This is a genomic window from Pararhodobacter sp. (assembly GCF_034676545.1).
Classification (GTDB): domain Bacteria; phylum Pseudomonadota; class Alphaproteobacteria; order Rhodobacterales; family Rhodobacteraceae; genus Pararhodobacter.
On record NZ_JAUCBZ010000015.1, the window covers coordinates 2,184,953 to 2,207,010 of the forward strand.

General features: G+C 61.0%; 21 protein-coding genes. 10 read left to right on the top strand and 11 right to left on the bottom strand.

The annotated features are described in order from the left end of the window. The first annotated feature begins 31 nt into the window (after window positions 1-31). Genes VDQ28_RS14290 through VDQ28_RS14300 form a run of 3 tightly spaced genes read left to right on the top strand, consistent with a single transcriptional unit; the run spans window position 32 to window position 1,357 of the window. A complete protein-coding gene (locus tag VDQ28_RS14290; RefSeq protein ID WP_323036571.1) occupies window positions 32-460 on the top strand; it encodes a YeeE/YedE family protein in 429 nt (142 codons plus the stop codon). A 1-nt stretch (window position 461) separates the two neighbouring features. Then, a complete protein-coding gene (locus tag VDQ28_RS14295; protein WP_323036572.1) occupies window positions 462-902 on the top strand; it encodes a DUF6691 family protein in 441 nt (146 codons plus the stop codon). Between the two features lie 26 nt (window positions 903-928). Next, window positions 929-1,357 carry a TIGR01244 family sulfur transferase gene (locus tag VDQ28_RS14300; protein WP_323036573.1) on the top strand — a complete coding sequence of 143 codons (429 nt, stop codon included), beginning with the start codon at window positions 929-931 and terminating at the stop codon, window positions 1,355-1,357. A 70-nt stretch (window positions 1,358-1,427) separates the two neighbouring features. Here VDQ28_RS14300 and VDQ28_RS14305 read toward each other — a convergent pair whose 3' ends face one another. The 5 genes from VDQ28_RS14305 to VDQ28_RS14325 form a co-directional block, all read right to left on the bottom strand. Continuing rightward, window positions 1,428-2,330, bottom strand: coding sequence for an ABC transporter permease (locus VDQ28_RS14305; protein ID WP_323036574.1), 903 nt, complete (start codon window positions 2,328-2,330; stop codon window positions 1,428-1,430). Then, window positions 2,323-3,333: an ABC transporter permease gene (locus VDQ28_RS14310; RefSeq protein WP_323036575.1), complete on the bottom strand. Its 1,011-nt coding sequence runs from the start codon at window positions 3,331-3,333 to the stop codon at window positions 2,323-2,325. Before VDQ28_RS14310 ends, VDQ28_RS14305 begins: the two co-directional genes overlap by 8 nt. 81 nt (window positions 3,334-3,414) lie before the next feature. After that, a complete protein-coding gene (locus VDQ28_RS14315; RefSeq protein WP_323036576.1) occupies window positions 3,415-5,118 on the bottom strand; it encodes a peptide ABC transporter substrate-binding protein in 1,704 nt (567 codons plus the stop codon). After that, the gene (locus VDQ28_RS14320; RefSeq protein ID WP_323036577.1) at window positions 5,115-6,170 is read right to left on the bottom strand and encodes an ABC transporter ATP-binding protein; all 1,056 of its coding nucleotides are present in this window, start codon (window positions 6,168-6,170) and stop codon (window positions 5,115-5,117) included. Before VDQ28_RS14320 ends, VDQ28_RS14315 begins: the two co-directional genes overlap by 4 nt. After that, on the bottom strand, window positions 6,167-7,162 hold the full coding sequence (locus VDQ28_RS14325; protein WP_323036578.1) for an ABC transporter ATP-binding protein: 996 nt from the start codon (window positions 7,160-7,162) through the stop codon (window positions 6,167-6,169). Before VDQ28_RS14325 ends, VDQ28_RS14320 begins: the two co-directional genes overlap by 4 nt. A gap of 257 nt (window positions 7,163-7,419) precedes the next feature. Here VDQ28_RS14325 and argE point away from each other — a divergent pair, with 257 nt between their 5' ends. Continuing rightward, entirely contained in the window at window positions 7,420-8,586 is a 1,167-nt protein-coding gene (gene argE / locus VDQ28_RS14330) for an acetylornithine deacetylase (protein ID WP_323036579.1), read from the top strand. A gap of 61 nt (window positions 8,587-8,647) precedes the next feature. Here the strand turns inward: argE and VDQ28_RS14335 are convergent, their stop codons facing one another. Further along, window positions 8,648-9,388: an outer membrane protein gene (locus tag VDQ28_RS14335; RefSeq protein WP_323036580.1), complete on the bottom strand. Its 741-nt coding sequence runs from the start codon at window positions 9,386-9,388 to the stop codon at window positions 8,648-8,650. Window positions 9,389-9,599: 211 nt separating this feature from the next. Between VDQ28_RS14335 and VDQ28_RS14340 the strand changes: the two genes are divergently transcribed. From VDQ28_RS14340 to VDQ28_RS14350, 3 genes are read left to right on the top strand one after another with little or no spacing between them, the layout of a single operon-like run. Continuing rightward, window positions 9,600-10,766, top strand: a complete 1,167-nt coding sequence (locus VDQ28_RS14340; RefSeq protein WP_323036581.1) for a M20 aminoacylase family protein — start codon at window positions 9,600-9,602, stop codon at window positions 10,764-10,766. A 3-nt stretch (window positions 10,767-10,769) separates the two neighbouring features. Beyond that, a complete protein-coding gene (locus VDQ28_RS14345; RefSeq protein WP_323036582.1) occupies window positions 10,770-11,933 on the top strand; it encodes a M20 aminoacylase family protein in 1,164 nt (387 codons plus the stop codon). Window positions 11,934-11,955: 22 nt separating this feature from the next. Continuing rightward, window positions 11,956-13,116, top strand: coding sequence for a M20 aminoacylase family protein (locus VDQ28_RS14350; protein ID WP_323036583.1), 1,161 nt, complete (start codon window positions 11,956-11,958; stop codon window positions 13,114-13,116). Window positions 13,117-13,174: 58 nt separating this feature from the next. On the opposite strand, the gene VDQ28_RS14355 is transcribed toward VDQ28_RS14350, so the two are convergent. The 5 genes from VDQ28_RS14355 to VDQ28_RS14375 are packed head-to-tail and all read right to left on the bottom strand — an operon-like array spanning window position 13,175 to window position 18,171. Then, the gene (locus VDQ28_RS14355; protein ID WP_323036584.1) at window positions 13,175-13,567 is read right to left on the bottom strand and encodes a hypothetical protein; all 393 of its coding nucleotides are present in this window, start codon (window positions 13,565-13,567) and stop codon (window positions 13,175-13,177) included. Continuing rightward, on the bottom strand, window positions 13,567-14,649 hold the full coding sequence (locus VDQ28_RS14360) for a flagellar type III secretion system protein FlhB (protein WP_323036585.1): 1,083 nt from the start codon (window positions 14,647-14,649) through the stop codon (window positions 13,567-13,569). The genes VDQ28_RS14355 and VDQ28_RS14360 overlap by 1 nt, the downstream gene beginning before the upstream one ends. Beyond that, window positions 14,646-15,437, bottom strand: a complete 792-nt coding sequence (locus VDQ28_RS14365; protein ID WP_416349432.1) for a flagellar biosynthetic protein FliR — start codon at window positions 15,435-15,437, stop codon at window positions 14,646-14,648. The genes VDQ28_RS14360 and VDQ28_RS14365 overlap by 4 nt, the downstream gene beginning before the upstream one ends. Beyond that, the gene (gene flhA, locus VDQ28_RS14370; RefSeq protein WP_323036587.1) at window positions 15,437-17,509 is read right to left on the bottom strand and encodes a flagellar biosynthesis protein FlhA; all 2,073 of its coding nucleotides are present in this window, start codon (window positions 17,507-17,509) and stop codon (window positions 15,437-15,439) included. Before flhA ends, VDQ28_RS14365 begins: the two co-directional genes overlap by 1 nt. Beyond that, the gene (locus tag VDQ28_RS14375) at window positions 17,506-18,171 is read right to left on the bottom strand and encodes a lytic transglycosylase domain-containing protein (protein WP_323036588.1); all 666 of its coding nucleotides are present in this window, start codon (window positions 18,169-18,171) and stop codon (window positions 17,506-17,508) included. The genes flhA and VDQ28_RS14375 overlap by 4 nt, the downstream gene beginning before the upstream one ends. A gap of 165 nt (window positions 18,172-18,336) precedes the next feature. On the opposite strand from VDQ28_RS14375, the gene VDQ28_RS14380 reads away from it, so the two are divergent. The 3 genes from VDQ28_RS14380 to VDQ28_RS14390 all read left to right on the top strand — a co-directional run bounded on the left by VDQ28_RS14380 (window position 18,337) and on the right by VDQ28_RS14390 (window position 22,053). Further along, complete coding sequence (locus VDQ28_RS14380; protein WP_323036589.1) at window positions 18,337-18,675, top strand: SH3 domain-containing protein; 339 nt, start codon at window positions 18,337-18,339, stop codon at window positions 18,673-18,675. Between the two features lie 188 nt (window positions 18,676-18,863). Continuing rightward, window positions 18,864-21,704 (top strand): monovalent cation/H+ antiporter subunit A, encoded by a 2,841-nt coding sequence (locus VDQ28_RS14385; RefSeq protein ID WP_323036590.1) that lies wholly within the window; start codon window positions 18,864-18,866, stop codon window positions 21,702-21,704. Window position 21,705: 1 nt separating this feature from the next. Then, window positions 21,706-22,053, top strand: coding sequence for a Na+/H+ antiporter subunit C (locus tag VDQ28_RS14390; protein WP_323036591.1), 348 nt, complete (start codon window positions 21,706-21,708; stop codon window positions 22,051-22,053). Window positions 22,054-22,058: the final 5 nt, after the last annotated feature.

The following is a 22,058-nucleotide window of genomic DNA, read 5'->3' on the forward strand; positions in this document are numbered from 1 at the left end:
ACGCCGAGCGCAGAAACGGGAAATCGGAAGAATGGAAATTGATTGGATTTGGGGCCTCGTCGGGGGCCTTATGATTGGTGCCGCGGCGTCCTTTCACTTGCTGGTCAACGGGCGGGTCATGGGGGCCTCGGGCATTATTGGCGGGTTGGTCGACCGATCCGGCTGGTCCACATGGGGCGAGCGCGTCGCGTTTATCGCCGGGTTGGCCTTGGTGCCGCTGCTGCTCAAGCCAATCTATAATGTGCCGGTTCAGACCAATATCACCGGAAACCTGGTAGCGATTGTGATCGCGGGGCTGTTGGTCGGGGTTGGCACACGGTTGGCGAATGGTTGTACCTCGGGCCATGGCGTTTGCGGGATCTCTCGGCTGTCTTTGCGCGGCATTGTAGCCACGGTGTTTTATCTGCTGGCGGGCGGCGTGGCCGTCATTGTCTTCCGTCATCTGCTGGAGGTGATTTGATATGATCCGCATTCTCACAACGTTGTTTTCGGGCGGGTTGTTCGGCGCCGGTTTGCTGGTGTCCGGCATGACCGACACCCGCAAAGTGCAGGGCTGGCTGGACATTTTTGGCGACTGGGACCCAACCTTGGCCTTTGTTCTGGGTGGCGCGATCCTGCCAATGGTGTTTGCATGGAATTATGCCTCGCGTCGCGCGCGGGCCGTGTTGGGCAATGAACTGCCCGCAGAAACGGGCAGCGAGATCGACCGCAACCTTGTGCTGGGCTCGCTGATGTTCGGCGCGGGCTGGGGACTTGTGGGCCTGTGCCCGGGACCGGCGATTGCGTCGATCACCTGGGGGGGCATCGGCGGGATGGTCTTCCTGTTGGCGATGTTGGCGGGTATGGTCGTGGCTCCGGCCTTCCGTTCGCGCCTCACCGCAATGGCCACCGCTCTGAGCTGACACCACCACAATCGCAGGACCCGACCATGGATATTCGTCCCCTCTCTGACACTTTCGATGTCTCTCCGCAAATCCGCGCCGAAGACATTCCGACCCTCGCGGCTGCTGGATACAAGATGGTGATCTGCAACCGTCCGGATGGCGAAAACCCGCCTGAACTGTCAGCCGAAGCCCTCAGGCCGCTGGTCGAGGGTGCCGGGATGGCGTTTGTCGTCAATCCGGTGGTCGGCAATGCCTTGACGATGGAGATGGTCGAGGCGCAGCGCGCGGCGATTGATGCGACGCCGGGAAAAATTCTGGCGTATTGCGCGTCCGGAAACCGGTCGTCCATCGTCTGGGCTCTGGCTCTGGCAGGGCGGCAGCCGACCAACGACCTGATCAAGGCGGGCGCGCAATATGGCTATCAGGCCGCGCAGTTTCGCGACCTCATCGAACGGCTCGCGACACAGGCCTGAGCCACGCGGCATGGTGACCAAAATAAAAGGGGGGCAGATGCCCCCCTTTTTGCGTGCGCAGACGCGGGTGTCACCGTCCGCGAATGCGTGGGTCCAAGGCGTCGCGCAGACCGTCGCCGATGTAGTTCACGCTCAACACGACCAGCGAGATAAAGACACCCGGCAACATCGACCGCGACGGATATTGCTGAAGATAGTCAACGCCATCGGCAACCAGACGACCCCAGGTTGGAAAGTCGGGCGGGAAGCCCATGCCAAGAAACGACAGCGCGCTTTCCGTGATGATGGCGGCGGCCAGCATCAAGGTCGCCGACACCATCACCGGGGACAATACGTTGGGCAGGATATGGCGCAGGATCAGGCGACGTGGCGGGGTGCCGATGGAGCGCGCAGCTAACACATACTCTCGTTCTTTCAGCGCCAGAACGTCACCCCGCACAACCCGTGCGGTGCGCATCCATGAGGTCAACGCAATCGCCGTGACAATCAGCAGGAAAATGCCCGTCTCGACGCCAAAGACCGTGGACAGCGGTTGGCGAAACAGCATCGACATCACCAAAAGCAACGGCAGCAGGGGCAGGGCGAGGAACAGGTCTGTCAGCCGCATCAAGGTGCCGTCAATGCGCCGGAAATACCCTGCCAGAACCCCGATCAACGTGCCCAGAAACACCGACAGGATCATCGCCACGATGCCAACCGCCAGCGATACCTGCCCACCCTTCATCATCCGCGCAAAGATATCGCGGCCCAATTGATCCGTGCCGAACGGGTGGGCAAGGGTGAAGCCCTGATTGCGTGCCCGGATGTCGATATAGGTCGCGCTATAGGGCCACAGATAAGGGCCGACGAAACAAAAGAGCACAATGGCCAAAAAGACGATCATTCCGATGAGGGCGCCTTTGTGGGTCTTGAATTGGTCCCAGACGTCCCACCATTGGTTTCGGGGCGCGCGGAGGACAACGGTATCAGTCATAGCGGATCCTCGGGTCAAGGATTGCATAAAGCAGGTCGGCAATCAGGTTGAAGCCAACGATGAGAATGGCGAACACCATCGAGAGGGTCAGAACCATCGGGATATCCGAGGCATAGATCGCGATGATCAGCAATTGCCCCAGCCCGTTCACGCGGAAGATCTGCTCGGTGATGATGGCGCCGGTGAAGATGGTCGGAATGCCCAGCGCGATCACGGTGACGACCGGGATCATCGAGTTGCGCAGCACATGGACCAGCACCACGACACGCTCGGTCATGCCTTTGGCGCGGGCGGTGCGCACATAGTCCTGGGTGAAGTTGTCCAGCATTGATGCGCGCATGAAACGGTTGATCTGCGCCGCGTTGTAAAGCGTCAGCACGAACACCGGCATCGCCATTTGCCGCATTTGCAGGCCAAAATTGTGGAAACTGTCGACCACCAGGGTTGTGTCATAGATGATCGGGAACCAGCCCAGCCAGATCGAGAAGATCAAGATCAACAGCGGTCCGGTGAAGAAGGTCGGCAGGGAAAATCCGACCATCGACACGAAGGCGCCCATTTGGTCGAACCAGCTATACTGGCGATAGGCGGAATACACACCGATCGGCACGGCAATCAGAATGCCGAAGACATACGACAGACCAACCACCCACAGGGTTTGTGGCATACGCTGCGCGATGATGTCGGCAACCGGAGAGCGCGTCTGAAACGAGATGATCCGCGGCCCATCGGCGGCGAGGCTTTCGATGCCGGTCATATTGGCGATCACATGGCTCGGCTCCACGATCGAGAACATGTAGAGCCACTTGTAGAAGCGCACATACCACGCTTCACCGAGACCCAACGCGATCCGCATCTGTTCGCGCACTTCAGGCGGGATGGTCAGTGGCATGTCGGACATCGGGTCGCCGGGGGATAATTCCAGCAACAGGAAAATGGCCAGAGCGATGAACAAAAGCGTCGGGATTGCCATCAGCAATCGTCTCAGCGTGTAATTGAACATAAGAAAGGGCGCCTTTGTTCAGCGTTCCATTGCGGGGGAAAAGGCCCGCCCCCGGAGGGGGGGCAGGCCAAGTCGCAGGGATCAGTTTGCGCGACGCCAGCTGGCGATGGCCCACGTTTCGCTGTCCCAGGTGTTCAGATCAGCACCTTCAAGCGTGACCGAACGGGCCGAAACGCGACCACGGCTCACCAGCGGGATGATCGTGTAGCTGCGGACCAGCATGTCGTTCAACTCACGCGCAATCCGGGCACGATCTTCGATCGCAGCGGTGCGGCCAAGTTCGGCGTGCAGCGCATCATATGCGGGATCACAGAAGCGGTTGATGTTCTCGCCCTGCCACTGGGTTTCCGGACGCGGCTCGTTGCCACACAGGTATTGGCCCAGATAGGTCGCCGGGTCGGTGCCCGCAAAGTTGTTCGCATACATTTCAACGTCTGCGTAGAACTTCTGGAACGTGTCGGGCGAACCGGGGTCACCACCGAAGAAGACCGACGCGTTGATATTGCGCAGGTTGGCTTCGACGCCAATCTCACGCCACCACTGCTGGATCAGGGCCTGGAAGTCCTGACGAACCGCGTTGGTCGAGGTCTGATAGTCGAGAACCAGACGCACGCCATCGCGAACGCGGATGCCGTCACCGCCAACCGTCCAGCCGGCTTCGTCCAGCAATGCGCGGGCGCGGTCCAGATCCTGCGTGACGCAGTCGTTGTTGGTGTCCGAGGCGAACATCGGTGGGGCTGGGACCAGGTTGCAACCGGGCAGACCGGCCACACCATAGCCGATTTCCACCAGCAACTCGCGGTCAATAGCGCGGCTCAGCGCCTCACGCACGCGAATGTCCGAGAGGATCGGGTGCATCTCTGCGCGGGTCGAGCGCGTTTCGGGCGGCAGATCCGGCGAAGGGTTGGTCAGGTTGACTTCGATCCGCTCAACCAGCGTGCCAAAGGCCGCCATTGGAACGCCGCGACCACCTTGCGCCATCGTCGCGATGACATCGGGGGCCAATTGCAGGTTCCAGGCGTAGTCCATCTCGCCGGTTTCCATGACCGCGCGACCCGCCGAAGCGGCGTCGCCGCCACCCTTGAGGGTCAGCGTGGCGAAATAGGGCATTTCCGGATCGCGATAATTCTCGTTTGCAACAAATTGCACAACGTCATTCGGACGGAAGTCGGTGACGCGGAAGCCACCGGTGCCGATGGGGTAGAAGTTCGCTTCGGTACACTCAGGCGCGCGCGCGCCAAGGCAATCCGCGAATTGTGCGGCCTGAATGATCGGCGAGAAGCCGGTCACGAAGGGGCCGTAAGGCACGGGTGTCGGGCCTTCGAAGTGCACGGTCACGGTCCGGTCGTCAACGATCTCGACGCTTTCCACGCCCTCGAACTGGCGCAATTGTGCGCAACCGCCCTCGGGGTGCATGCAGTATTCAGCGGTAAAGGCCACATCCGTCGAGGTGACGGGGGTGCCATCCGACCACAGCAGGCCTTCGCGCAGGCGCCAGGTGATCGAGGTCAGATCCTCGGCGACGCCGCCGTTTTCGACTGTCGGGATTTCTTCGGCCAGCCAAGCGGTCAGTTCGCCCTCGATATTATAGCGTGCCAAAGGCTCGATCACGATGTTCGCGGCGTCAACGTCTTTGGTACCACCGGACAGATACGGGTTCATGATCGACGGCGCTTGCCAGTAAATCACATTCAGGTGCCCGCTTTCCCCGCGCTCTGCCATCGCCGATACCGGCATCATGACAAAGGCAGCAGCGGCCCCGAGCAGGGCTACTTTGCTATTCATGCAACTTCTCCTTGTTGGTTTCTTGATTGAGTGCTTGTCGTTTTCGCGCCACCGGTTTGGCCGATGGTCGGTCTGTCATTGAGCAGGTGACAAGCCGAGAAATGACCCGGCTCAATTTCGCGAAGTGGCGGCTTTTCAACCTTGCAGATGTCCATGACCTTGGGACACCGGGTGCAAAAATTGCAGCCAACCGGCGGGTTCGAGGGCGACGGGACGTCCCCCTGAAGTACGATACGCTCTTTGCGGGCCAGAGAGGGATCTGGTTCTGGCACGGCCGAAAGCAGAGCTTCGGTATAAGGATGCAATGGCGCATCATAAAGCTTGTGCACCGGCGCCAGCTCGACGATCACGCCCAGATACATCACCGCCACACGGTCGGCGATGTGGCGCATCATGCTCAGGTCGTGGCTGATGAACATGTAGGTCAGGCCGAATTGCTCCTGAAGCTCCTCCAGCAGGTTCACGACCTGCGCCTGAATCGACACGTCCAGCGCCGCGATCGGCTCGTCGCACACGATGAACTTGGGGTTCAGGGCCAAGGCCCGCGCGATCCCGATCCGCTGCCGTTGGCCGCCCGAGAATGCATGCGGATAGCGGTTGGCAAAGTCGCGGTTCAGGCCGACCTTGTCCATCAGCTCGTAGATCCGCTCCAGCTTTTTGGCTTTGGGCCAATTTGTATGTTCGTCCAGCGGTTCGCCAATGATTCCTGCGACGGTCATCCGCGGGTTGAGGCTGGCCTGCGGGTCCTGGAACACCATCTGCATCATCGGGCGTCGCTTGCGCAGCTCTTCCTGTGACAAGCTTGCGATGTCGGTGCCGTCAATGGTGATCGAACCGGCGGTGGCTTCGTACAGACGCAAGACCGCCCGGCCACAGGTGGACTTGCCGCAACCGGACTCTCCTACGATTCCAAGGGTTTCACCTTCGAAGATGTCAAACGAAACGCCGTCAACGGCTTTCACGGCGCTGACTTGACGGCGCAAAATGCCGCCATAGATCGGGAAGTGGAGTTTGAGGCCGCGAACTTCGACCAGTTTGCGCTGCGCACTCATAGGGCGGCCCCTTTGTGATCCCAATGACAGGCGACGTCGTGGTTCTCGCCCAATGAGCGGCGCTTCGGGTTTTCGGCGGCACAGCGTGCGAAGGCGTGCGGGCAGCGGTCGTTGAACGGGCACGCGACGGGCTGGCGGTTCAAGATTGGCGGCTGGCCTTCGATCACACGCAGTTTCGCGTCGCGCGCGCCGTGAAGTTTGGGCATCGTTTGCAGCAGCGCGCGGGTATAGGGGTGGGCCGGATTGGCGAAAACTTCGCGCACCGGACCTTGCTCGGCGATCTGGCCGCCATACATCACCATCACCCGGTCCGCGATCCCGGCAATAACGCCAAGATCATGCGTGATCCAGATAATCGCCATGCCCAGCTTTTGGCGCAGCTCTTTCACCAATTCCAGAATTTGCGCCTGAATGGTCACATCCAGCGCGGTGGTCGGCTCATCGGCGATCAACACCTTCGGATCACAGGCGAGCGCAATCGCAATCATCACCCGCTGGCGCATACCGCCCGAAAACTGGTGCGGATAGTCGTCGAGGCGGCGGCGAGCGTCGGGGATGCCGACGAGTTCAAGCAGCTCCACCGCGCGATCGCGGGCTTTGGCCTTGCTCATCCCCCGGTGCGCGCGCAGGGGCTCCATGATCTGAAAACCGACATTGAACACAGGGTTCAGCGAGGTCATCGGATCCTGAAACACAAAGCCGATATCGTTGCCGCGAACGTGACGCAGGCTTTCGGCGTCCAATGTCAGCAGATTGCGGCCATTCATCATGACGGTCCCGTTGCGCACTTCGGCGGGTGGCGACGGTAGCAAACCCAACAAGGACATCATGGTCACAGACTTGCCTGACCCAGACTCGCCAACCACACCCAGCAATTCGCCCGGCCGAAGGTCAAAGCTAACAGAGTTCACCGCATGAACTTCGCCACCTCGAGTGTGAAAAACCGTTTTGAGATCCGTGACCTCAAGAATTGGCGCTGCCCCGTCAGGCATGCGAATCTCCCCATGTAAGTCTGCTCCGATTTCTGTGTTGAATCGGATGCCTAGGTTCGAGACTAGGCAATTACTACGCCACCTAGCAAGGGAAAAAGAAATTCATCCGCCAGAGATGTTGCACAATAGTGCATCATTTGAATGGGGGTTATTGAGTTGCTCGTTTGTTCCAGTTGTCATGCGTTTTTGTCATTGTCGGCCTTGACGCCGGGCGGTCGCACCGTCGAGGATAGAGCCGTATTTCACAGGAGAATATCATGGTTGCGACCATTCTCGACGCACGCGCGATTCTGGATCGTCTGGTTGCGTTTCCGACCGTCAGTCGCGACACAAATCTGCCTCTGGTGGATTGGGTGCAGGGGTATCTGTCGTCGCATGGCATTGAAAGCCACCGCATCGCGTCACCGTGTGGCGAAAAAGCGCATCTTTTTGCACATGTCGGGCCGGATCTGCCGGGCGGGGTGGTGTTGTCTGGCCACACCGATGTGGTTCCGGTCGATGGGCAGGCATGGACCAGCGATCCTTGGACGCTGACCGAGAAAGACGGCAAGCTGTTTGGCCGTGGCACCTGCGACATGAAGGGCTTTGATGCCCTGGCGATCTGGGCCATGATCGCGGCCAAGGACGCGCCCCTCAAGCGTCCGTTGCAATTGGCGCTGTCGTTCGATGAAGAGGTGGGGTGCATGGCGGTCGCCGACCTTGTCGAGGGGTTGATCGGCTCTGCGTTGCCGCGCGCGGAATCCGTGATCGTGGGCGAACCGTCGATGATGAAGGTCGTCACCGGGCACAAGGGCGGAATTGGGTTTCGGGTGCATGTACACGGGTTCGAGGTGCATTCCTCGTTGGCCCCCTATGGCGTCAGCGCGATTCACGAAGCGGCGCGCCTCATCCATTGGGCCAATGAGCAAAATGATGCCAATGCGCGGGCCACACCCAGCGACTTGGCGGCCCCGTTTGATCCGCCGTATTCAACGCTGCATGTCGGCATGATCAAGGGGGGAACGGCGCATAACATCACCGCCAAGGATTGCGAGTTTTTGCTGTCGGTGCGCGCCGTACCGGGTGATACCGGATGGGGCGACAAGATGCTGGCCGCAGCCAGAGACATTGAAAGAAACATGCAGGCGATTCGGCCAGAAACCTCGATCGAGATGAGTCCTGCCTTTGGCGTGCCCCCCTTGGCCCCTGAATACGGCGGGCCGGCCGAAACCCTGACGCGCCGGCTGACGGGTGACAATGGCACGCATGTGGTCAGCTACGGCACCGAAGGCGGACAGTTTCAGACGCGGGGCTATTCGGTCGTGGTCTGCGGCCCCGGCGACATTGCACAGGCGCACCAGCCGGATGAATTCGTGTCGCTCGAACAATTTGCGGCTGGCCAGACGTTCATGGAGCGGCTCTTGGCGGATCTGTCAGACGGCTGAGGGCCGCAGTCAGATTGTGGCACCCGGCGATGTCTCGCCGGGCACGGTGTTGCGGCGAGCCTCAGAACCGTTGGCTCAGGCCGACGCGGATCGCATGATAGTCAGGCGTCGCCCGGGTCGTTTGTGTGCCGTCCGTCAGATCGCGTGCGCGGTACAACGTGTAGCCATACTCACCACGCAGCGACCAGTTTGCGCTCACCATCCGCTCGTAACCGACGCCGACCGACACGCCGGGTGCGTAAAACGTCGATTGGATGTTGGACGGAACCGCCGTGTCACCCGCCGCATAAGCCACGCGGCCCAAGGCCAAACCACCGGTGACATAGATCAGGCCGTCACCATTGACCCAACCCGCGCGGGCGCGGATTTCCGTGACCGGAGAAATCCGGACGCGGGAACTGGCGGTGGCATTGGTCAAGTCGTCGCCGATATTGCCAAAGCTCAGAGAACCTTCGACGCCGATGACCCGGTTGCCGCGCTGCCAATCGTAGCCACCATGAAGGCCCATGAATGCGCCGTGTTCGCTCATGCTGCCGATCACGCCCGGAGGTGCCGGGGCCAGTTGAACGCGGTCGCGACCGCAGCAGGCATAGCCCAGCGACACGCCGACATAGGCCCCGGACCAGTTGGTGTCGGGCGCCGCATAAGAGGGGAGTGCGGCGTATGTGGTGGGCGGGGTTTCGTATTGATACGTCGAGGGCCCACTGGCGAGGGCCGGAGCCGCCATGCCCGACGCGATCACAAACAGCGCGGCCATAGACTTCATGGAGCGCACGGGGCGCCCCGATCCAGTTTTTTTCATCTGCTCTACCTCAAGAGTTAAAACGGCATCTTTTGTGCCGATGCGGAAATGGTCTCACGGCCAAGCGCTTATGTAAATGCATTTGATCTGGTGAGCGACGGATTGCGACGCTGGGACGCAGTCGGCCAGTCCTTGCGCGTGACCAATCTAAGCCTTGCTCATGCGTCTGTTCCGCGTCATCTTCACATGTGAATGACTGAAGGAGACTGACATGCCCGTTCGCAATCGCCTCGCCGAAATGCATCCGGAAATCACCGCATGGCGGCACGATCTGCATGAGAACCCTGAGCTGTTATACGACCTTCCCCGAACCAGTGGCATCGTCGCAGAGAAACTCACGGCGTTTGGCTGCGACGAAGTTGTGCCCGGCATCGGCATTTCGGGCGTGGTTGGTGTGATCCATGGTCGCAAGCGCACGTCGGGCAAGGTGATCGGCTTTCGCGCCGATATGGATGCTTTGCCGATTCTCGAGAAATCAGGCGTCGACTATGCCTCGCGGACGCCGGGCAAGATGCACGCCTGCGGCCACGACGGCCACACCGCGATCCTGTTGGGCGCGGCAAAATACCTGGCCGAAACCCGCAATTTTGACGGCACCGTGGTGCTGGCCTTCCAACCCGCGGAGGAGGGTGGCGCAGGCGGCAAGGCGATGGTCGATGATGGGTTGATGGATCGCTGGGGCGTGCAGGAAATCTATGGCCTGCACAACATGCCTGGCTTTCCGGTCGGCCAGTTCGCGATCCGCGAGGGTGCACTGCTGGCCTCGGCGGATGAATTCGAGATCACCGTGACGGGCAAAGGCGGTCACGCCGCAATGCCTCATCAAGCGATTGATACCACCTTGGTCGCCAGTCAGATAGTTGTGGCATTACAATCCATTGTCTCGCGCAACATTGATCCGTTGGGCAATGTTGTGGTGACGGTCGGCAGCTTTCACACCGACAGCGTGGCCTCGAACGTGATTGCCCATGAGGTCAAGCTGCAAGGCACGGTACGCACGCTTGACCCCGATCTGCGCCTTCTGGCCGAGGAGCGGATCAAGGCGCTCGTGCCCGCCACCGCCATGGCCTATGGTGCGGTGGCCGAGGTTGACTATCGCCTCGGCTATCCGGTGACAGTGAACCATCCGGAGCAGACCAGATTTGCCGCCGATTGCGCCGAGGAGGTCGCGGGCTCGGTGATCCGTGACGTCAAACCGGTGATGCCCGCCGAGGATTTCGCCTTCATGTTGGAGGCACGTCCCGGTGCTTATATTTTCATGGGCAACGGTGACACGCCGATGTGTCACCATCCGGCCTATACCTTTGACGACGGTGCCATTCCCGCCGGGTGCAGTTGGTTTGTCACGCTGGCGGAACGGCGTATGCCCTTGGAGTAACCCATGCCCGTCAAGAACCGGATCGCAGAGTTCCAACCCGAAATCGCGGCGTGGCGGCAGGATCTGCACGCGCACCCCGAATTGCGCTTTGACCTGCCGCGCACCACTGCCAAGGTCGCCAGCCTGCTGCGCGCGTTCGGTGTCGATGAGATCACCGAGGGCATCGGTCAATCGGGCATTGTTGCGGTGATCAAGGGGCGCAAATCTGGGTCAGGCCGGGTGATCGGGTTTCGCGCCGATATGGACGCGCTGCCGATCCTCGAGGCCACCGGCCTGCCGCACGCTTCGACCAGTGCGGGCAAGATGCATGCGTGCGGCCATGACGGGCACACCTCGATCCTGTTGGGCGCGGCCAAGTATCTGGCGGAAACGCGCAATTTCGACGGCACTGTGGTGTTGGCGTTTCAACCCGCCGAAGAAGGCGGCGGCGGCGCGCGCGCAATGGTCGCTGACGGATTGATGGATCGGTGGGGCATTCAGGAAATCTATGGCCTGCACAATATGCCCGACCTGCCAACCGGGCACTTCGCGATCAAACCGGGCCCCCTGCTGGCGGCGGCGGATTTCTTCGAGATCACGGTGCGCGGCAAGGGCGGTCACGGGGCCATGCCGCATCAGGTCAACGACACGACCTTGGCCGCCGCGGCGGTGGTCATGGCCCTGCAGCAGGTGGTATCGCGCAACGTGCCGGCGCTCAACCCGGCGGTCGTTTCGGTGTGCGGCTTTGCCACCGATACCATGGCGCATAACGTGATCCCCGATTCCGTTCTGCTGACGGGCACGGTGCGGACCTTGGATGTTGCGACCAAAAAGCTGATCGTTCAGCGCATTGCCGAGATCGCCACGTCCACCGCCCAGGCCTATGGCGCGGTGGCCGAGTTGGACTATCAGGATGGCGTCCTGCCGACCATCAACGCAGAGGATCAAACCGCTTTTGCAATTCAGGCGGCGCAAACCGTCGCCGGGACGGTAAAAACCGATATCGAGCCGTCGATGGGCGGCGAGGATTTCGCGGAAATGCTGGCCGAGCGACCCGGTGCCTTCATCCTGTTGGGCAATGGTGCCTCGGCGGGGCTGCACCATCCGAAATACGAATTCAACGACGAGGCAATTCCGGCAGGTTGTAGCTGGTTTGCAACCCTCGCCGAGCAACGCATGCCGCTTTGAGGCAGAGAGAAAAGGAAACCCCATGGCCGTCAAGAACCGTTTCGCCGAAATGTTGCCCGAAATCACCGCCTGGCGCCGCGATTTCCATGAAAACCCCGAATTGCTGTTTGATGTTCACCGGACGGCCGGCATCGTCGAGGAAAAGCTGCGGGAATTCGGCTGCGACGAGGTGGTGCCGGGCATTGGCCGTACCGGTGTCGTGGCGGTGATCAAGGGGAACAAGACCGGATCGGGCAAGGTGATCGGGTTGCGCGCCGATATGGACGCACTGCCGATTTTCGAGGCGACCGGTGCCGAACACGCGTCGAAAACGCCAGGAAAGATGCATGCCTGCGGCCACGATGGACACACGGCGATGTTGCTGGGTGCGGCCAAATATCTGGCCGAGACCCGCAATTTTGACGGCACTGTGGTGGTGATTTTCCAGCCCGCCGAAGAGGGCGGTGGCGGCGGCAAGGTGATGTGCGACGACGGATTGATGGACCGTTGGGGCATTCAGGAAGTGTATGGAATGCACAACATGCCCGGCATTCCCTTGGGCCAATTCGCGATCCGGGAAGGAGCGTTTTTCGCGGCGACGGACCAATTCAAGATTCATGTCGAGGGGCTGGGTGGCCATGCCGCAAAGCCGCATGAGACCGTCGATACAACCGTGATCGCGGCGCATCTGGTGACGGCATTGCAAACCATTGCCAGCCGCAACCATGATCCAGTCAAGAATCTTGTGGTGTCGGTGACCTCGTTTCGCACCGAATCCGAGGCCTTCAACGTGATCCCGCAACATGTTGAGTTGAAGGGAACCGTGCGCACCATGGATCCAGAGACCCGCGCGATGGCCGAGGTGCGGATCAAGGCGCTCTCGGCCGGGATTGCGGACGCCTTTGGCGCGCGCGCCGAGGTCACCTATAACAGGGGGTATCCGGTCATGGTGAACAGCCCCGAGCAAACGGCCTTTGCTGCCGAGGTGGCGACCAAGGTTTCGGGCGCGTGCGCTGAAGCACCGCTGATCATGGGCGGCGAAGACTTTGCCTTCATGCTCGAGGAACGTCCGGGGGCCTATATCCTTGTCGGCAACGGCGACACGGCGATGGTGCACCACCCACAATATGATTTTGACGACAACGCCATCCCGGCGGGCTGTAGCTGGTGGGCGGGGATCGTCGAGAACCGGATGCCAGCGTAACGGCGGCCTCGAGATCGGCAAGCATGACGGATGCTTCACCTCCACCGTCTTCAAGGGGTTAGCGTGGCTTCTCTTGGTTCTGGCGATGTGAAAGCTGTGCGTGTTCCGTCAATTGTTCCAGAACCGCCGCACGCCCAAAGGCGCGTGCGGCGGCTGGTTTCTGGCGCAGATAATCTGCCGTCACCAAGGCCAATTGCTGGTTCAACCGGCGATGCTGCGCCTCGATCCAACGGCGATGGGCAAGCCGAGCGCTGATCATGGAGGCGACCAAGTTGGCGGATTGACCGTCCACGGAATCCAATGGTTCCTCGGTGTTTTTCAATGCGTTTACAGCGGCTTGCAGGCGCGCGCGGCTTTGTGCAACGGTGGCCAGCCGCGCCAGCTCGGCGTCTTTCTTGAGCGCAGAGAGCGCGGTCAAGCGTGCGAGTGTTTGAACTTTCCTGCGGTCCATCAATGGCGCTTTCTGGCAAGGGCGCGCATGTGTTCGGCAAACCGAATGGCGGCGGCAACGGCTTGATAGTGATCCGGTGCAATCTCATCGCCTATGCGGGTCGCGGCAAAAAGCGCCCGGGCGGTCGGCGGGTCGGAATGGATCGGCACACCGGACTCCTTGGCAATTTCCCGGATCCGGGCGGCGATCTCATCAGTGCCCTTGGCCACACACACCGGGGCACCCGCGCTGTTGGCCTCCCATGCCAGGGCAACGGCGTAATGGGTCGGGTTGACCACCACCACCGACGCCTTGGGGACATCCTTGAGCATTTTGTTGGTGGCGATATCGTGGCCCCGCTGCCGACGTTGTTGCTTGGCATGCGGATCACCCTCGGCCGCCTTGTGGTCTTCACGCAATTCCTGATGGCTCATCCGTTGACGGCGCTTGTGGTCGAACACCTGCCAAAGATAGTCGAGCACACCGATCAGCACCATGACAAGCACCACAATCGCCATGAATTCCGCGATCAGGCGCATCATCAAGGCGCTCAACGGTCCGGGGCTTTGGCTCAGACCCGCGAGCAATTCGGGCATTCGGGCCAACAGGAAAAACCACAGGATTGTGCCGTAGATACACAATTTGGTCGCGCTTTTGGCGAATTCCATCAGTCCGGAGGGGCCGAATTTGTTTTTGGCATTCGACAAGGGAGACACTCTCGAAAGCTTTGGGCTGAGCTTTTCTGGTGCAAAAACAAGTCCCTTCACGGCAAACAGCACGGCAATCACCAAGACACCGGGGACGACCGCGACTGGCGCCAAGGCCAACCCGATCTGCCCCAGCAGCGTTCCGGCAAAGGCTGTGCCGCCCCCCAGCAAGACCGTGGCAAAGTCTTCTGGCCGAGTCAGCAAGCCCTGTCCGATGGCGCCAATTCGGGTGGGCACCCAGCCCCCCGGCAGCAAGGCAAGTGACAAGATGCCGATCGCCGCGGCTGCCGCTGTGATATCGGCGGTGCGCGGGATTTCACCGCGTTTCCGGGCCTCTTGGAGCTTGCGCTCGGTGGCTTCGTGGGGGCGTTCGGCGTCGCTGTCGTCGCCACTCATGGCTGCACCAGCGCCGTTGGGTCGGTTATGACCTCGGTGAAGGCGGAATACCAAACGCCAATCATCAGCGGTGCCGCGATCAGCATCAGAACCAAACCGCCCAGAGTCAGAGCCGGCGCACCAATGAAGGCGACCATCAGTTGCGGCATGGCCCGATTGATGGCGCCCAAGGCCAAATTGTAGAGCGCAGAGCCGATCACGAACGGCGAGGCCAAAACGAAGGCCAGCGCAAAAGCGTGGGCAACGCGGGCGGTGCCCCACTCGGCAAGTGCTGCCGGGTTGGGCCAACTGCCGGAGGGGAAGATGTCATAGGACAGAACCAGAAGTGCGGCCAGGCGCTCGGGAAACCCCATCACGACAATCATCGCCAGCCCGGCCATGACCAACACTTGCGAGAATGCCGGTTGCGGGTCGATGCCAGCCCCGCCAAAGGCTTGCGAGAGCGACGTCGCCTGGGCGGCTTTGGTGCCGGCCATTTGCAAGATCATCACCATCAGGCGCAGCCCCGCGGCTAGCGTCAGGCCGACCAGTGTCTCGGCCCCCAGAAACAAGGCGGCGCGGATCGGGGTGTCCGGCACGGCGGGAACCCAAGCGCTGACGGCGGGGGCGACGATGCTTGTCATGGCCAGCGCGGCGACCAGACGCACGCGGGCGGGGACCACCCGTTCGCCAAACACGGGCAACAGGGCGAAAAAGGCCCCGATGCGCGCAAAGACAAGCCCCGCGGCGATAAACCAGGCCTGCGCCTGCTCCAGCACCTGCGCGAGCGCGTTGAGCACGTCCGGGATCACGCCGCAACCTGTCCAACAAGGGCCGGGCGTGCCTCCATGCCGATTTCCTCGAATGCAAGGACCGGGGCGGAAACATCGCGCGCGGCCATGACGGTCCGCAAGAACCGTCTGCGCCGCGTCGATGTCACGAGGGCCGCTTGCGTGCCTTTGTCCGCCAATCCGGCAAATGTTTCTGCCAACATCGACGCCAAGCGCCCGAACGCATCCGGCGGCAGGGCGATGTCGGTGCCCCCGCGTTCCCCCTCGATCTGGTAGCGGGTGAAAACCTCTTCCCACTCGGGCGCCAATTGCACCAAGGGCAAGGAACCATCGGGACGCTTCAACCCCGAGACGAGCTGGAACCCGAGCCGCTGGCGGACATGCTCACAAACGGCTTCAGGCGAGAGGTGCTGAACCCGGAGTTCCGCAATGGATTCAAGGATAAGTGGCAGATTGCGGACCGAGACACGTTCATCCAGCAGCAGACGAAGCACCGCCAGGAGCGTGTCGACAGGGACTTTGTCCGGGATCAATTCGTCAATCAGGCGGCGATTGGCCTCGGAGCGACGCTCATCGGAAAGGTTGGTCATTTCGTCCAACATCCGGCGCAGCCCACGCAAGCTGAGCAGGCGGGCGAAATTGGTTTTCAGGACTTCCAACAGATGCGTCGCGAGGACTTCGGCAGGGCCGACAACCGTGAGCCCGCCAAGCGCCGCCGCCTCTTCGTCTTTGGCCGCGATCCACCGGGCCGGGGCGGCATAGACCGGTTCACGCACGTCGAGTCCGGCGGGGGCATCCGCGCCCTCTTCGGGCAGGAGCGCCAAGCGTCGATCCGGCATCAAACGGTCGCGGCCTTGTTCGACGCCTTGGATCAAGATCTGATACTCGCCCGGGTTCAATGCGGAATCATCCGTCAGGCGGATTTCCGGCAGGATGAGACCGAAATGTCGGGCGACATGGTTGCGCATGTTCATGATCCGCGCATCAAGCCCGGTCGCGGGGTCGAGGACCATGGGCACCAGATCGGGCGAGAAGGTGACGTGGATCTCGTCCAGATCAAGGATATCCCCGAGCGATGTCTTGCGGACCTCTGGCGCGGGCGACTCGTCGACGATCGGCTTGTTCAGATGGCGACGGGCGAAATATGCCGCCGTACCCAGAAGCCCTGCGCCGGTGACAAAGGGCAAGAATGGCAGGCCGGGGATCAAGGCAAACATCACCATCAGGAGCGCCACGGTCAACAAGGCCGCCGGGTGTTTTCCGAGTTGCGCAAAGAGGGCGGTATCCGTGGCCCCGGTGGCGCCGCCGCGTGCCAGCAACAGCGCCGCGGCGATGGAGATGACAACCGCCGGAATTTGACTGACAAGCCCATCGCCGACCGTCAGGATTGCATAGGTTTCAAAGGCTTCCCCGATTGGCATACCATGCGCCAACGTGCCCATCAGCAACCCGACGACGATGTTGAGAAGCGTGATCAACAGGCCGGCAACGGCATCGCCTTTGACAAATTTTGAGGCACCATCGAGCGAACCGAAAAAGGTTGTTTCAGCTTGATCACGTTCGCGACGGGCTTTGGCCTCGGCGTGCGAAATGGCCCCGGCGGACATATCGCTGTCGATGGCCAGCTGCTTGCCCGGCATTGCGTCGAGGGCGAATCTCGCGCCGACCTCGGCCATGCGGCCAGCGCCTTTGGTGATCACGATGAAATTGACGATCAGCAAGACGCAAAAGATGACAACGCCCAGATACACGCTCCCGCCCATGATGAAGCTGGAAAACCCCTGGATAACCGAGCCGGCGGCTTGTGGGCCGGTGTGCCCCTCACCGATGATCAAGCGGGTGCTGGACACATTGAGCGACAAGCGCAGCATGAGCGAGGCCAGCAGCACGGTCGGAAAAATCGAGAAATCGAGCGGGCGTTCGATGAACAGGGTCAGCGTGAACATCAGAATGGCGAGCGCGAACGAGGTCGCGAGGCCGATATCGAGCATCCACGCGGGGACCGGCAGGATCATCATCACGATGATCGCCATCAGGGCGAGCGCCAGCAGGATTGTCGGCTGGAAAAGCTGGGAAATGGTGAATTTCATGGGCGCAAGGCAATCAACGGGGTCACGCGGGGCAGGTTGACCGGAACCAGAGAGGCACCAGAGGCCGTTCCGGCGAACAACGGAAACGCGCGCACTGTGGTGGCGTGGGCAGGGTGGTCGGGCGTGTGACGGAGGGGTTCGTGGTCCAGACTGGCGCGCATCTCGCGGAATCGTGCGCGATACCGGGTGTTGTATTGGGGCGTGCGTGAATGATAGGCGCCCGCCGCCGCTTCCCATGAGCCGAATTCATCGTGCAACGCAGCCAGATGCCGGGCGGCATAGCGCGCGGCGGTAATCGGTTCCAAAATTGCCTCGGCGCTGTTGAATTGATTCCCATGCCAGCGGACATTGATCTGAAAACACCCCAGATCAATGCTGGTCTGGCCCCGCGCGAGGGTTTGCCGCAAGAACGCCTCTGCCGCATGACGATCTGCGAACCAGTGGCCTCGGCCCTCGGTGTTTGCGGCCCAGGGCCAGGGCCGCAGCCGCCCGTTTTGTGGCCGCCCCGTTTCGGTCAAGGCAATCGCCAGAAGCACATCCACGGGCACGCCCGTTTCGCGGGCGGCGCGTGTTGCGGCCGCTTCACACAGTTCCGGTCGTGCCAGCGCCGGTGACGCCAAAACCATGGCGAGCAAAACCAGTATCAAGCGAGAATTCTTCATCGCATCCGTTCCTGAGGTCCTCGCAATCCTAGGCCGGGTTTGGTTGATGAAGTGTTTACGACGATGCCCCACAGCATATATTCTCCAAACGCGATATGATGGCGGTCAACGCGCGAAAAGGCGCTTTTTGATACGATGGGAGGGCTTGTAAACAGGGAGTGTCCTATGAAGACCATTTTCATGTCTCTTATCGCCGCAGCCGTGCTTGCCACACCGGTAAATGCCGGGGATTGCACGGGAAATGTTGTCGGCGTGCGGCCGATTTCACAGTATAACCATGCTGCGGGTCGCGGCTTTCTCGCGGTTCGCAGCGGCCCTGGGTCTGGGTATCAACAGATTGGCGAGCTTTATGCCGGCGATGAGATCTCGGTCTGGCAGCGCTCCGGGCGCTGGTATTATGTACGCTGCATGTCGGGGCTCTGCACGAATCCGTATTGGGGTCCTGCCGTGCCGACCGGATGGGTTTACGGCAACTATCTGTCGATAGGCGGGGTCTGCCCATAACGTCAGGGTTGCGGGTCCAAGAGACGGCCGAAATACCCGTTGTCGGCTTTTTCTGGTCGAATATGGTGGCGGAGTGTCGGTTCCGCTTGACTCCCGGCCTCAGGTGAAAATGTTAGGGCAGGTGGATCGCTCTGGTCCCAACTCCTGACATCGGCGCCTTTGGGCCGCCCTCAGACAATGGAACCGGCATGTCCCTTGCCTTGATCGCGGCGCTCCCATTTCTCGGAGCCTTGTTGCCCGGCTTGATGATCCGTTCAGGTCGCAACACCTGCGCCTCTGTAACGTTTTCCGTGACCGCACTGGCCTTTATCGGCCTGCTGCTGAACGCGCCTGCCGTGTTCGGCGGTCGGGTGATCACCGAGCACTATGACTGGTTGCCGTCGCTCGGCCTGAACGTGAATTTCATGCTGGATGGCTTGGGGTTCCTGTTCGCCTTGATGATCTTGGGCATCGGCCTGCTGATCATCCTTTATGCGCGGTTCTACCTGTCGAAAAACGACCCGATGGGCAATTTCTATACCTATCTGCTGCTGTTCCAAGGCGCGATGGTGGGGATTGTTCTGTCAGATAACATATTGCTTTTGCTGATTTTCTGGGAGTTGACATCGCTGTCGTCCTTCCTGTTGATCGGCTATTGGAAGCATTTGCCCGAGGGGCGCCAAGGGGCCCGCATGGCGCTGATCGTCACAGGAATGGGCGGATTGGCGATGATCGGCGGCATGTTGATTCTGGGCCAGATCGCGGGCAGCTACGACATCAGCGTGATCCTGACCCAGGGCGAGGCGATCCGGGCCTCGGATATGTATGTGCCAGCGCTGATCCTGATTCTGTTGGGGGCTTTCACCAAATCCGCGCAATTTCCGTTCCATTTCTGGTTACCGCACGCGATGGCCGCGCCGACGCCGGTGTCCGCCTATCTGCATTCGGCGACAATGGTGAAAGCGGGCCTGTTCCTGATGGCGCGGTTCTGGCCGGTGTTATCCGGTACGCCCGAGTGGTTCTGGCTGGTCGCCGGAGCCGGGCTGATCACCATGGTTCTGGGCGCGGTGATTGCGCTGTTCAAGGACGATCTGAAGGCGCTGTTGGCTTTTTCAACCGTCAGTCATCTTGGCCTGATCACCATGCTATTGGGAATGGGGACGGAATATGCAGCCAAGGCAGCAGTGTTTCACATCATGAACCACGCGACGTTCAAGGCGGCGCTGTTCATGACCGCCGGGATCGTCGATCACGAGGCGCATACCCGCAACATCCGGTTGCTTGGCGGCTTGCGCAAATTGATGCCGATCACCTTCATGATCGGCACCGTCGCGGCGCTGTCGATGGCGGGGATTCCGTTCTTTAACGGGTTTCTATCGAAGGAAATGATGCTTGAGGCGGCGTGGAATACCAACACGCTGTTCGCGGTCGTGGCGACGTTGGGGGCGGTGTTCTCGGTGGGCTATTCGCTGCGCTTCATTGTCCACACCTTCCTTGGCCCGGTGCGCGACGACTATCCCTCGCACCCCCATGACCCCGGCTTTGGCATGTGGGTCGCGCCCGCATTGCTGGCGGTCATGGTCATCGTCATCGGGATTTTCCCGCAACAAACCGTTGGCGCGTTCGTCGAAGTCGTCGCGGGGGCGGTGACCGGCGCGCATCCGCATGTGCATCTGGCGCTCTGGCATGGCGTGACGCCGGCCTTGTACATGTCGGGCATCGCGGTTGCGGCGGGCTTGCTGATCCTGTCGATGCAGCGCGCACTTGCGCCGCTCTGGGACAATGCGCCCCGACCCGAAGCCAAGCAGATCTTCGACGCAATCGTCGAATCCCTGGCCAGGCTTGCGCGCGCGGTGACCGACACGCTGCATGATGGCGCGATTTCGCGGTATCTGACGGTGTTTACCGCCTCGGTTCTGGCCTATGGCTGCTGGGCTTTCTTTGGCGGGACCTTCACGGCGGGAACCCGGTCGATGCTGCCAATTGGCCCGGTCGAGGCGATCTTCTTTGTGCTGCTGATCGTCGCGTCGGCGGGGCTGGTGGCTGTTCATCGGAGCCGTTTCAAGGCGCTGATCGTCATTTCGATCTGTGGCTTGGTGGTGTCGATGACATTTGTGCGGTTTTCGGCACCGGACCTTGCCTTGACCCAGCTCACCGTCGAAGTGGTGACGGTCATCTTGCTGCTGCTGGCCCTCAACTATTTGCCCAAGCAATCGCCGATCCTGTCCAGCGCCAAGGCGCGGCTGGCGGATGGCGCGATTGCCTTGGCGGCGGGTGCCGGGGCTGGGGCTTTGGCCTTTGCGATTCTGACCCGTGACATGAGTTTGACGTCGATCTCGGAGTATCACGTCGCGAATTCGTATATCGGTGGCGGCGGCAACAACGTGGTGAACGTGATCCTCGTCGATTTCCGGGGCTTTGATACGATGGGCGAGATTGTCGTTCTGGGCATCGCGGCACTGGTCATTTACGCGATTGTCGAGGTGATCTTGTCCGGCCCGGCATCGCGGCGGTTGCTGAACTGGATCCCCGACATGCCGCAAGCCTTTGACCGTCACCCGCTGATGATGGTGGTGATGACCCGTCTGGCCCTGCCAATCGCGTTGATTGTCGGCGTCTATATCTTTCTGCGCGGGCACAATCAGCCGGGTGGCGGGTTTATCGCCGGTCTGGTTGTGGCGATTGCCTTCTTGATGCAATACATGGCCTCGGGCTTTGCGTGGACCCAGGAGCGCCAGCGCTATGACTATCATGCGGTGATTGCCACGGGCGTGATGGTTGCGGTGACGACGGGCGCGGTCAGCATTATTCTGGGATGGAATTTCCTGACCTCGACCGGTGCCTATATCCATATCTGGCCGCTCGATGAGATCCATCTGGCCAGCGCCGCCGCCTTTGATCTGGGCGTGTTCCTGACCGTGCTGGGCGCTGTGCTGCTGGCCCTCGCCAGCCTGAGCCGGATTGGTCGCCGCGCGGGCGAAGGCGTGAACCTGACCGCGATGGATGTCGACCCCAGCGCCGATCCTGAAACCGACGCGGAGGCACGCTGACATGGAACTTCTTGTCGCGATTTCGATTGGCGTGATGACCGCAACCGGCGTCTACCTGATGCTGCGTTTGCGCACGTTTCCGGTGGTTCTGGGCCTGTCGATGCTCAGCTATGCGGTGAACGTGTTCATCTTTGCGTCGGGGCGGCTGGTCACCGATGCGCCGCCGGTCCTGGGGGTCGCGGACACCATGACCGACCCACTGCCGCAAGCCCTGGTGCTGACCGCCATCGTGATTTCCTTCGGCATGACCGCCCTTGTGGTGATCCTGTCATTGAGCTCGTATCTGAATGCCGGGACCGACGTGATCAATATTGAAAAGCCGGGCGAGCAGCCCGAAACCGGTCGCTGAGGGCA